Source organism: Pseudomonas sp. GW821-FHT07E12 (assembly GCF_058986605.1).
In genome coordinates this window covers 1-10,665 of record NZ_JBYSVX010000064.1, presented here as the reverse complement: position 1 = coordinate 10,665, position 10,665 = coordinate 1, and the positions used below count along the sequence as shown (strand labels likewise).

The window sequence follows — 10,665 nt, the reverse complement described above, 5'->3', positions numbered from 1 at the left end:
CCCGATGGCGCTCAGCACCACGCGAGCCAGTGGCTCGCAAGCAGTGGCGCTTCGCCCCCGCGTTCGCGGGGATGACGATAGAGAGATGGCGCGGAAGTCGCTGGGTCCCCGCCTACGCGGGGACGACGACAGGGGCATACGGTAGTGGAGATCACGTACTGAGCATCAACACCCACGGCCAATGCTCAAAAAAAAACTACCCCTCAGCCACCTCGCGCAACACCCGCAAAGCCCCCAAAACAACCTCGACCTCCACCTCAATCCTGACCAGCGACGTCTCCAACTGATCCCCATCCACCGCCTGCTTGAGCACCCCGATCAACTGCCCAGCCTCACGCGGCGAATCAAACCCCTCACTCTGCAGCAACAGCACACCCTCGCCATCCAGCAGCTTGAAGTAGAAACGCCCATCCTTCTCGCGATACTGCTTGAACACCGGCAGCGCCACCTTGACGTCCGCCCCGGCCTTGGCCGCCACCACCTGCTTGGACAGATCACGCAACCCCACCGCATCGCGCAACTGCGCCAGCAACGGCGTCGCATACTTCTCGCGCAACTTCGCACCACCGGCACGCAGGGTCGCCTCGATCTTCGCCGGCTCGGCCATCAGCGCTTCATAGCGCTCACGCAACGGCGTGATTTCGCGATCGATCCGTTCGAACAACTGCTGCTTGGCCTCGCCCCAACCGATCCCCTCGGCGAACGCGCGCGCGAACGCCGCGGTCTCCTCCGGCGTGGCGAATGCCTGGTACAACTGGAACAGTGCGGAACCGGCGGTGTCCTTCGGCTCACCCGGCGCGCGCGAGTCGGTCAGGATCGAGAACACCAGCTTCTTCAGTTCCTCGCGCGGCGCGAACATCGGGATGGTGTTGCCGTAGCTCTTGCTCATCTTGCGCCCGTCCAGGCCCGGCAAGGTCGCCACGTTCTCGTCGATCACCGCCTCCGGCAACACGAAGTAGTCCTTGCCGTAGACGTGGTTGAAGCGCTGCGCGAAATCGCGCGCCATCTCGATGTGCTGCACCTGATCGCGGCCCACCGGCACCTTGTGCGCGTTGAAGATCAGGATGTCGGCGGCCATCAGCACCGGGTACATGAACAGCCCCGCGGTGATGCCGGCATCGACGTCCTCGCCATCGGCAACGTTCTTGTCCACCGCCGCCTTGTAGGCATGCGCGCGGTTGAGGATGCCCTTGCCCGCCACGCAGGTCAGCAGCCACATCAGCTCGTTGGTCTCGGGCACGTCGCTCTGGCGGTAGAACCACACCTTGTCCGGATCCAGGCCACAGGCCAGCCAGCTGGCGGCGATCTCCAGCGTCGAGCGCTGGGTGCGATCCGGATCCTGCGCCTTGATCAGGCTGTGCAGGTCGGCCAGAAAGTAGAAGCTCTCACTGTCGGCATCACGACTGGCGGCGATCGCCGGGCGGATCGCACCGACGTAGTTGCCGAGGTGGGGCGTACCGGAGGGGGTGATGCCGGTCAGAACACGGGTGGTCATTGCGCAAGGGATTCAGGTTTCAACCCGACAAGTTTAATGCCTCGCCGCGCCCGGATACGAAACGGGCCGCACTGCGGCCCGTTTCGCCCACAGTATCGAATCCCGGGATGTCAGTCGCGATCTTCCTTGCGCAGGGTTTCCTCGAAGGCGCCTACCTCTTTCTCGGCGCGATCGCGATCCCAGCCGTAGCGCTCCTGCAACTTGCCGGAGAGGTATTTCGCGTTGCCTTCGGCGACGTCGAAGTCGTCATCGGTCAAATCGCCCCACTGGGCCTGCATCTTGCCCTTCAACTGTGTCCACTTGCCGGAAATGATGTCTCTGTTCATGACGTACTCCTGTTGCAATGTGACGGCCGGCATAGCGGCCGCGCACGCCCAAACTGCCTGCACCGACATTCGCTAGACATTAAAACGCGTCAAAGCCGTCGTCACCCGCATGAACCGTTCGGTCAGGCTGGCAAGAAAAACGGGCCGAAAGGCCCGTTTTTCCTGCCTGAACTCCTATCGATCACTTCTTCGCAGAATCCTCGATCTTCTCGCCGGCGCCCTTGATGTCCTTGCCCGCGCCTTTCACCGTATTGCAGCCCGACAGCATCGCGACCGAAAAAAGGCCCAGCATCAGCAGAATCGTTGCACGCTTCATCGCTTCACTCCCTCGGCTCGTATCGTTGCATGCCCGGCGCGGCGAGCCCGCACCGGCTCCCTCTGGCGAAAGTGAATCAGCACTTGCCGTCGCTACACTTGTCCGCCGTTTTTTCCACCTTCTGGCCCGCGCCCTTGATGTCCTTGCCTGCGCCAGCCATGGTGTTGCACCCGCTCATCAAACCCACGGAAAACAGGCCCAATAGCAGCATCGTCAACAGTCGTTTCATCATCTTCATCCTCTTCAACGCGTCCGGCGCCATATGCGCCTCCGCTCCGCGACGAATCTGACTGCGCCACCGTAGAGTCGGCGTGAACAGCCGTGAACGCTTTGCGAAAATGATTCAGTCGCGCATCAGCGTGGACTTGCCGAACAGACTTTCGACCAGGTCCACCGCCAGCTCCGCGGTGAGATTGCGGTTGTCGATCACCGGATTCAGCTCGACGATGTCCAGCGAACCCATGCGCCCGGTGTCGGCAATCATCTCCATCACCAGCTGCGCCTCGCGATAGTTCGGGCCGCCCAGCACCGTTGTCCCCACGCCCGGCGCGATGCTCGGATCGAGGAAATCGACGTCGAAGCTCACATGCAGATGTGTGTTCTCGTCGACGCCGTCCAGCGCCGCTTCCATCGTCTTCTTCATCCCGACTTCGTCGATGTGGCGCATGTCGTAGACATCGATGCGATGCTGCTTGATCAGCCGCTTCTCGTCCGGATCGACCGAACGGATGCCGATCTGCCGCATCTGCTCCGGATGCAGCGCCGGCGCATCGCCACCCAGATGCGTGAGCGCCTGCGGCCCCAATCCGCACAGACACGCCACCGGCATGCCGTGCACATTGCCCGACGGCGTGACCTCACTGGTGTTGAAATCCGAATGCGCATCCAGCCACAGCACGCGCAGCGTCTTGCCCTGCTCGCGGCACCAGCGCGACACCGCGGTGATCGAGCCGATGCCCAGGCAATGATCGCCCCCGAGCATGATCGGCATGCGCCCCTGCTGCAGCTCGCGGTAACTGGCCTCCATCAGCACACGATTCCACGCCACTACCTCATCAAGATGACGATAGCCAGCGACCGGCGCCTGCCACGGATTGCGTGGACCATCGAGATTGCCGACGTCGCGTACTTCCACACCACGCGCGGTAAGCGCCTCGGCCAGACCGGCGATGCGCAGCGCTTCCGGCCCCAGGCCCGCACCACGATGGCCGGCACCGACATCGGTCGGCACCCCGATCAGAGAAACGGGGGAATAGCGCATGCTCATCCAGGACTCCCATCGAACAAAGAAGTCCAGTCTAACGAGCGCGATGCAGCGACTCGTGCGGCAACGCAACAGCGCGCCGCACATTCAGGAGGCTGGATCTGCCTTGAATGCGCGTCGCGCGAGGAAAGTGGTCCAGCTGCGGATACCTGCACCCTTTAAGCCGCCTTGGGTCACGTCCCTACGGCTGCACAGCTGGTGGAGACAGCTTGCGCGATGTCGCGTTACGAGGATGTTTTTCGCTCGTTAGTCGAGCAACCTGACAGCGTGCGACGCGACATGCGCGTCAGCTCCGGTTGAACGTGAAGATTCAACCTTGTCGCAACAGCGACGTGAGCGAAGATGGTGCCGGCACCCGGATTCGAACTGGGGACCTACCGCTTACAAGGCGGTTGCTCTACCAACTGAGCTATGCCGGCATCGAGCTGCGCATTCTAGCGCATGCTCGCGCAATCCAGCGAGCGTTGACGCGCCGCGCCCGACTTGGCCCGTACCGCCGCGTCCGTCGCGGCGGTGCGTGCATCGATCCACCAGCGCGGCTGACCGCCGCTGGCGAGCAGCTCGGCGGAAAATCCTTTCGCCTTCAATTCCGACTGACGACGCTCGGCACCTTCGCGACTGCGGTACTGGCCGAGCGCGATGGTGTTGTCTTCGCCCTGGGGAAGCACGTAGTAATCCTTGAGGCCCGCCGCAGCGATGCGCGCGACGATCGCCTGCGCGGTCGCGCGATCACCGACCGACGGCATCACCACCCGATAGCTGCTGGCATCGCCGTCGCGCTCCTCGCGCAGCGCGCTCTTTTCCAGCAGCGAACCGGCGCGCGCCAGTGCCGCCTGGGCATCGGCCTGCGCTGCGAAAGGCCCCAGACTCAGGCAGCGCGCCGGCGGTGCGGCATGAGGCTCGAGTGTCTGTGCTGCCGGCACCGCCGGTTTTGCAGGCGCAGCGGCGGCTATCGGAGCCGGAGGCGGCACTGCCGAGGGCGTCGGCATCGGTGTTGACTCCGGCTGCGCAGCCGGAGCATCGGCAGGCTCGGCAAGCTGCAGCGTCGCCACGCCGGTGGGCACCGATTCGATCGGTGCGACCGGTGACGGATCGGCAGGACGTGACAGCCACCACAGCGCCACGCCCAGATTGAGGACGGCCAGGACGACGATGAATGCGCGTACGAACATGGGCAGGATTCTATCCGGCCGTCGCCGGCTGATAGCCGGCCCAGGTCGCCAGCCCGTCCAGCACCAGCGGCGGACGGTGCATCGCCTGCGGCAACAGTGGCAGCAAGGCCGGAGCGCCACCACCATGCAGCACCAGTCGCACCGGCGCCGCCAGCCATGCCTCGGCCTGCGCCAGGCTGCGTTCGATCAGCGCAACCGCCGCGCCATCACAGCCGGATGCCAATGCATCGGCGGTGTCGTTGGCGAACTCGGCGTAATCGCCGCCTTGCGCCGGCAACTGCACAGCGCGCGCATGCAATGCCTCGCGCATCGTGGTCGGCGACGCGGAGATACGACCGCCGCGATGTCGACCCTCGGTGTCCAGCAGATCGATCGTCAGCGCAGTGCCCACACCGGCCACCAGCACGTGGCCTTCGCCGCGTACGCCCAACAGCGCCAGGAAACGATCGACGCCGAAGCGCGACGGCTCGGCATAGGCGATACGCACGCCGGCGCACTCGGCGATCGTGCGCGCCACCCGCACCTCGCCGAAACGCTCGCCCAGCACTTGCAGCATCCGCGCGGTCAGTGCGGCCGACGCCACGCTGGCGACATATGCCACCTCACCCTCAGGAAGCGCCGCCATCAGCGCGTCGTCCATCGCCTCGGCGCCATGCGCCCAGGCCTGCACGTCGCCAGCGCGCGCGCCTTGCAGCGGCGCGAACTTGAAGCGGGAATTGCCCAGGTCGAACAACCACTGGCTCATTGCGATCTCACACTGACTTCGCCGGCGTGGACATGGCGCACGCCGTCGGCCAGCTCGACCCGCAGCGCGCCATCGGTAGCCAAGCCGCGCGCGATGCCTTCGGACAAGCTACCGGCCTGCTCGATCCGCACCGCGCGCCCGGCCAGCAGGTCCAGCGCCGCATAGCGTGGCAGGAACGCCGCCAGCCCCTGCGCCTCGAACTGCTCCAGCGCCGGCAGCAAGGCCGCCAGCAGCGCAGCCACGATCCGGTTGCGCGAGACCGCCTCGCCGGCCAGCGTATCCAGGTCGGTCCAGGCCTGATCGATCCCGGCCGCAAACGCCGCCGGCATGTGTACGTTGAGCCCGAGCCCGATCACCGCGCGCGCCGGTCCGGCGACCTCGCCGCCGCCCTCGACCAGCAGGCCGCCCAGCTTGGCGCCACCGGCCAGCAGGTCGTTCGGCCATTTCAGGCCGACCTGCTCGAAGCCGGCTGCGCGCAGCGCCTCGGCCACCGCCACGCCGACCGCCAGGCTCAGCCCGGCCAGTTGCGCCAGCCCACCGCCGAACCCGCGCGACAGCGAGATATAGATGTGTGAAGCCAGTGGCGAGGCCCATTGCCGACCACGCCGGCCACGACCGCCGGTCTGACGCTCGGCCAGCAGCACCTCCACACCCTGCCCCGGTACCGGACGGCGCAGCAACTCGGTATTGGTCGATTCCAGTGTCCAGGCGATTTCGAGCCCGGCCAGCCGGTCCCGTACCGCGGCTGGCAACAGCGCGCGGATCGCCTGCGCATCCAGCAATTCGACCGGGTGCGCCAGGCCATAACCATCACCAGCCCGGCCCTCGATCTCGACCCCGGCCGCACGCAGGTTCTGGATGCGCTTCCAGACCGCGGCCCGGGTCAGCCCGAACTCGCGCGCAAGCGCGTCCCCGGACACGCGTCCGGTGGCGAGTCTGGCCAGCAGTGCGCGGTCGTCCACGCGGATCCCTGATCGATGAATGCGGGAATTATGCGCGATGCCGGCTGAGGAGGTGGCATCCCTACCCGAGCCGGCGGAGCCGCTTTTTCGCGCGTACCTGGCTGAACAAGCGGAGCCCGGGTGACGAAGCGGCATCCGGCGCGTACCGGGGGAGTCCCGGGGGGCGAGCCCGCCCGGGACGGATCGCGGCCCGCCGGAGCCCGATCCGGCTTGTCGCCAGGGGCAAAAACCGCGCTAGAATCGACAGGTTACCACCGCTGCCCGGATGTCGACGATGCGCCGAGTTGCCCTCTACGTGATCCTGCTGCTGGCACCTTCGCTGGCCTGGGCGGCGTCGGGCAGCTATGCCGACCCCGACCACGGCACCTGCGTCGATGCACCGCAATCGGCCGCACGCGGCGCCACGCCCGATGCCGACGCCACTCAGGCCGCACACACGGGCACCACGCGGCCGCATTCCACCACCACGCAAGGCGGCGGCAACGACGGCGATTTGATGGTGCCGCGGATGCGCATGCCGCGTTGGCATAGCTTCCTGCCGGGCATGTTCCGCTGATCCCACGTGTATTCAGCTGGTTCCGGCGCAAACCGGCAGCGATCGACGAAACACTTTGGCGCGCGGCCCTCGCAGGTTGCGCGTGGCTGCATGCACTCGATAAGACTCGCGCGGAACGTCTGCGCGGATTGACCGCTGCCTTCCTGCACGAAAAAACCATCTCGCCACTCAACGGCCTCGTGCTGAGCGATGCCGATCGCGTGCTGCTGGCGGCAACCTGCTGCCTGCCGCTGCTGGAGTTCGGCGCAGATGGCTGGCATGGCTGGTCGCAGTTGATCGTCTATCCCGACGCATTCCGCGTGCACCGCAGCCATGTCGATGCCGCCGGCGTGCTGCACGAATGGGAAGACGAGCTGATCGGCGAGGCGTGGGACCAGGGCCCATTGATCGTGTCATGGGCCGACGTGCGCGCCGACATCGCCGATCCGAACGCCGGCTACAACGTGGTGGTCCACGAGATGGCGCACAAGCTCGACGCGCTCGATGGCGCGCTCGACGGTACGCCGCTGCTGCCGCGCGAGTGGCAGCGCGAATGGGCACACGATTTCCAGCGCAGCTACGACGATTTCTGCCGGCAAGTCGATGCCGGACGCGACACGTTGATCGATGCCTATGCCGCTGAGGCACCCGAAGAGTTCTTCGCGGTCACCAGCGAATACCACTTCTCCGCGCCGGACCTGCTGCGCGAGACGATGCCGGAAGTGGCCACGCATCTGCAGCGCTTCTACGGCCCCTCGCCGTTCGCGCGCTGAGCACAGCCTTTGTGTTGGTTGGTGTAGGAGCGGCGTAAGCCGCGAGGAAGCTTTCCCGGTAAAGCTTCACTCGCGGCTTACGCCGCTCCTACACCAGTCCCAGGCCTTTCGCCTTGGCACCGGGGAATACCTGCGCCAACTGCGCACTGCTGAGTCCCCACATCCGCTGCAACAACCCGCCCATCAGCTCGCGATAGTTGGTCAGCACCGGGTAATCGCGATCCTGCAGCAGGCTGCGCTGTGCGATCTCGATCTGCTGACCGACGATGCGTCCGCCCTGCACACCGCCACCGAGCACCCAGTACACCGTACCGTGACCATGGTCGGTGCCCTTGTCGCCGTTCTCGCGGAAGGTGCGGCCGAACTCGGACATCACCACCACGACGGTGTCGTCCCAGGCCGGGCCAAGCGCCTCGGCGTAGGCGGCCAGGCCCTGGCCAAGGTTCTTGAGATTGTTGGCGAGCTGGCCGTCGGTGCTGCCCTGGTTGACATGGGTATCCCAGCCCCCGACATCGACGAAGCCAAGCCGGTAGCGGTCGCGCATCATCACCGCCATGCGCCGGGTCTGGTCGGCAAAACCACGCGCACTGGCGGCGCCGCGACTGGCCTGCATCATTTCCTGCTGCAGCTCCTGCGAGACCTGCTGGCGTAATGCCAGTCCATCGCGCGCGGCGCTGGCCAGGGTGGTGCCTTGATACATGCCGGCCAGGATCGCCGACTGGCGCGTGTCGAATGCAGGCTTGGCATCGCCCCGCAGCGACAGGTTCGGGATGTCATGGCCACCCTGGAAGCTCAACGGCAGCGAATCGGTGAAGGCGATCGCCGGCACGCCGGTCAGCACCCCCGACAGCCGTGCGAGGAAGCCCGAACGATAGTCGCGATGGCCGTCGCCTGCTTCGCCCGACTCGATGTCGTCCTGGGTCTCGAAGTGGCTGCGCGAGAGGTCATCGGTGCCGGCGAACGGCACGAACGCCAGCTGCCGTTTCTGCCACAGCGGCCACAGGCTGTCGCGCAATACCGGGTTGAGGCCCCATTGCGCATCGAGCGCAACCGCACTGGACAGGTTGGCCGGATCGGGCCGCGCGATCGCCAGCGTCGGCCGCGAGGCGTAGTAGAAATCGCTGGCATATGGCACCAGCAGGTTGTTGCAGTCGTAGCCGCCGCGCAGGAACACCACCAGCAGCCGACTGCTGCCCGCCGGCGCGGCGAACAGGCGTCCGGACCAGCTCATGCCGGCACCGGCCAGCAACGCGCCGGCGGCACCGGCGAGGAATCCACGTCGTTTCATCTGCATGCCCTCGTGCGGAACCAGGCGTCCATGCGATCAGCGGTAATTGAACTCAGGTGACGCCAGCAGGAACGCATTCCACTCCTGCTGCGAGCGCGCCTTGGCCAGCGCCGTGCGGGTGGCGTCGGACAGGCCGGGCTCGATCGCGGCGTAGTACAGCCGTGAGGCCGGCATCGGGAAACCGCCGCGCTGCTCTGCGCTGCCTTCGGCTTGTATCGGCGTGAACAAACGTGCATCGCCACCGCCGATCGCACGCGCGATCTCGAAACGCTTGGCCATCTGCCCCGAGCTGTTCCAGGCCTCCGATTGCAGCGGCCAGCCGTCCGGTGTGATGCGCCCGAACAGTGGCTCGCCCATCTGGTCGAGCCAACCCAGCAGCGGCGCCGGGTTGGCGATCGCCTGACCGTCATAGGCCAGACGCAGCGACGACACCAGGTAGCGATAGGGATCCTTGAACTTGCGTTGCGCGGCATCGGCGAACTCGCGCGATTCCAGCATCGTCTGCACCACCTCGGCGATATCGCCGTCACTGCGCTGGAAGCTGCGCGCCATCCGCTCCACCAGCGCCGGCGGCGGTTGGTCGGAGACGAAATACTCGGCCAGCCTGCGCGAGACGAAGCGCGCGCAAGCCGGCTGCGCTGCCAGCAACTTCACCGCGCGCTCGATCTCGTCGAAACCGCCGCCGGCGATGCGCTGACCGAGCAGGGTCTTGTCACCAGGCTGGTGCCGCGCCGGATTGAATTCGAACGCACCCTCGCGCAGGTACTGCCCCTGCAGTTCCGGCTTGAGCTTCGGCGGACCGTCGCGATCCGGCGGGACGATGCCCGCGCCGGTCAGGATCTGTGCGAGTTGCTGCACATCGTGCTGGCTGTAGCCGGCGTCCACGCCCAGCATGTGCAGTTCCATCAGCTCGCGTGCGTAGTTCTCGTTGACCTTGCCCTTGGCATTCTGGGCGTTGTCCAGGTACTCCAGCATCGCCGGGCTCTTCAAGGTCGCCAGCACCAGGTCGGAGAACTTGCCCAATACATGCGGACGGATCGCGTGGTCCACATAGTCGCCGACCATCCAGTTCAGGCGTCCTTTCTCGGCATAGACGCTGAAGTGGTTGAGCCAGAACCAGACCATCTGCTCGCGCAGTTGATCGGGCGCGTAGATCGAACGCAGCAGTTGCGCCTGCCGGACCTGTTGCACCATGTCGATGCCCTGCTGCCGCAGCGCCTTGCGCGCGGCGACCTTGTCATCACCGTCGGGCATGTCCTTGATCTGCTTGCCACGTGCACTCTGCTGCGCGAGCAATGTCTGCACCGGCACCTGCAACGCGGCATAGGCATGCAGCTGATCGCGCACCGCCGGCGGCAGCGCGGCATCGTCCGAAGGCGTGCCCAGTTGCTGGCGCAGGAACCTGCGCTGCCCCTGCTGCTCCAGCTCGGCCACGCTGGCGCTGTCCAGCCCGAACGCAACCCGTTGCAGCCATCGCGAGGACGCCGGGTCGTAGCTTGCATGCCCGGCGGCTGCCGCGGCTGCCGTCATGCCGGCCAGCAGCAACGCGGCCACCAGCCGCGCCCCATGACCTCGCGTGATCTCACCGCATACGCGCATGTCCAATCTCCGCCCCGACCCGGGGAACACCGGAATCAACGCACGAGTATCCGCGTCGCCTACCCGCGCGCGTTAAACCAATGTCGGAAGCACCGCGTGCTTTGGGCCCGGTTCATGCTCCGCTCTTATCTGCTCCGGATCTGTCAGGTTAGATGTCGAGCGCCGGCGTGGGCCACCGTCTCCGCTCTAG

Annotated in this window: 12 protein-coding genes and 1 tRNA gene; 2 read left to right on the top strand and 11 right to left on the bottom strand. The window is 66.1% G+C overall.

The features are described 5' to 3' along the window. Positions 1–196 precede the first annotated feature (196 nt). The 9 genes from AC3WJE_RS20440 to birA all read right to left on the bottom strand — a co-directional run bounded on the left by AC3WJE_RS20440 (position 197) and on the right by birA (position 6,280). Positions 197–1,495 (bottom strand): tryptophan--tRNA ligase, encoded by a 1,299-nt coding sequence (locus tag AC3WJE_RS20440; protein ID WP_493732678.1) that lies wholly within the window; start codon positions 1,493–1,495, stop codon positions 197–199. A gap of 110 nt (positions 1,496–1,605) precedes the next feature. Continuing rightward, complete coding sequence (locus AC3WJE_RS20435; RefSeq protein ID WP_493732677.1) at positions 1,606–1,821, bottom strand: CsbD family protein; 216 nt, start codon at positions 1,819–1,821, stop codon at positions 1,606–1,608. Positions 1,822–2,002: 181 nt separating this feature from the next. Further along, positions 2,003–2,137 (bottom strand): entericidin A/B family lipoprotein, encoded by a 135-nt coding sequence (locus AC3WJE_RS20430; RefSeq protein ID WP_493732676.1) that lies wholly within the window; start codon positions 2,135–2,137, stop codon positions 2,003–2,005. Positions 2,138–2,213: 76 nt separating this feature from the next. Continuing rightward, positions 2,214–2,366, bottom strand: coding sequence for an entericidin A/B family lipoprotein (locus tag AC3WJE_RS20425; protein ID WP_493732675.1), 153 nt, complete (start codon positions 2,364–2,366; stop codon positions 2,214–2,216). A 114-nt stretch (positions 2,367–2,480) separates the two neighbouring features. Then, positions 2,481–3,404: an arginase gene (rocF, locus tag AC3WJE_RS20420; protein WP_493732674.1), complete on the bottom strand. Its 924-nt coding sequence runs from the start codon at positions 3,402–3,404 to the stop codon at positions 2,481–2,483. Positions 3,405–3,744: 340 nt separating this feature from the next. After that, a tRNA-Thr gene (locus tag AC3WJE_RS20415) sits at positions 3,745–3,820 on the bottom strand. 15 nt (positions 3,821–3,835) lie between these two features. Next, on the bottom strand, positions 3,836–4,573 hold the full coding sequence (locus AC3WJE_RS20410; protein ID WP_493732673.1) for an SPOR domain-containing protein: 738 nt from the start codon (positions 4,571–4,573) through the stop codon (positions 3,836–3,838). A gap of 10 nt (positions 4,574–4,583) precedes the next feature. Next, positions 4,584–5,318 (bottom strand): type III pantothenate kinase, encoded by a 735-nt coding sequence (locus AC3WJE_RS20405; protein WP_493732672.1) that lies wholly within the window; start codon positions 5,316–5,318, stop codon positions 4,584–4,586. Continuing rightward, on the bottom strand, positions 5,315–6,280 hold the full coding sequence (birA, locus tag AC3WJE_RS20400; protein WP_493732671.1) for a bifunctional biotin--[acetyl-CoA-carboxylase] ligase/biotin operon repressor BirA: 966 nt from the start codon (positions 6,278–6,280) through the stop codon (positions 5,315–5,317). The genes AC3WJE_RS20405 and birA overlap by 4 nt, the downstream gene beginning before the upstream one ends. Before the next feature lie 274 nt (positions 6,281–6,554). Between birA and AC3WJE_RS20395 the strand changes: the two genes are divergently transcribed. Both AC3WJE_RS20395 and AC3WJE_RS20390 read left to right on the top strand, forming a co-directional pair. Further along, on the top strand, positions 6,555–6,836 hold the full coding sequence (locus AC3WJE_RS20395) for a hypothetical protein (protein WP_493732670.1): 282 nt from the start codon (positions 6,555–6,557) through the stop codon (positions 6,834–6,836). Continuing rightward, positions 6,833–7,588, top strand: a complete 756-nt coding sequence (locus AC3WJE_RS20390; protein ID WP_493732679.1) for a M90 family metallopeptidase — start codon at positions 6,833–6,835, stop codon at positions 7,586–7,588. The genes AC3WJE_RS20395 and AC3WJE_RS20390 overlap by 4 nt, the downstream gene beginning before the upstream one ends. Before the next feature lie 88 nt (positions 7,589–7,676). Here the strand turns inward: AC3WJE_RS20390 and AC3WJE_RS20385 are convergent, their stop codons facing one another. Together AC3WJE_RS20385 and AC3WJE_RS20380 are read right to left on the bottom strand one after the other, a co-directional pair. Continuing rightward, the gene (locus AC3WJE_RS20385; RefSeq protein ID WP_493732669.1) at positions 7,677–8,876 is read right to left on the bottom strand and encodes a DUF1501 domain-containing protein; all 1,200 of its coding nucleotides are present in this window, start codon (positions 8,874–8,876) and stop codon (positions 7,677–7,679) included. 36 nt (positions 8,877–8,912) lie between these two features. Continuing rightward, on the bottom strand, positions 8,913–10,475 hold the full coding sequence (locus AC3WJE_RS20380) for a DUF1800 domain-containing protein (protein WP_493732668.1): 1,563 nt from the start codon (positions 10,473–10,475) through the stop codon (positions 8,913–8,915). Between the last annotated feature and the right edge of the window lie 190 nt (positions 10,476–10,665).

Bases quoted from the DNA above. Each gene is read 5' to 3' on its own strand.
- AC3WJE_RS20425 (WP_493732675.1), bottom strand. From the start codon at position 2,366: ATGAAACGACTGTTGACGATGCTGCTATTGGGCCTGTTTTCCGTGGGT.
- AC3WJE_RS20395 (WP_493732670.1), top strand. From the start codon at position 6,555: ATGCGCCGAGTTGCCCTCTACGTGATCCTGCTGCTGGCACCTTCGCTG.
- AC3WJE_RS20435 (WP_493732677.1), bottom strand. From the start codon at position 1,821: ATGAACAGAGACATCATTTCCGGCAAGTGGACACAGTTGAAGGGCAAG.
- AC3WJE_RS20380 (WP_493732668.1), bottom strand. From the start codon at position 10,475: ATGCGCGTATGCGGTGAGATCACGCGAGGTCATGGGGCGCGGCTGGTG.
- AC3WJE_RS20405 (WP_493732672.1), bottom strand. From the start codon at position 5,318: ATGAGCCAGTGGTTGTTCGACCTGGGCAATTCCCGCTTCAAGTTCGCG.
- AC3WJE_RS20410 (WP_493732673.1), bottom strand. From the start codon at position 4,573: ATGTTCGTACGCGCATTCATCGTCGTCCTGGCCGTCCTCAATCTGGGC.
- AC3WJE_RS20430 (WP_493732676.1), bottom strand. From the start codon at position 2,137: ATGAAGCGTGCAACGATTCTGCTGATGCTGGGCCTTTTTTCGGTCGCG.
- AC3WJE_RS20440 (WP_493732678.1), bottom strand. From the start codon at position 1,495: ATGACCACCCGTGTTCTGACCGGCATCACCCCCTCCGGTACGCCCCAC.
- AC3WJE_RS20385 (WP_493732669.1), bottom strand. From the start codon at position 8,876: ATGAAACGACGTGGATTCCTCGCCGGTGCCGCCGGCGCGTTGCTGGCC.
- rocF (WP_493732674.1), bottom strand. From the start codon at position 3,404: ATGAGCATGCGCTATTCCCCCGTTTCTCTGATCGGGGTGCCGACCGAT.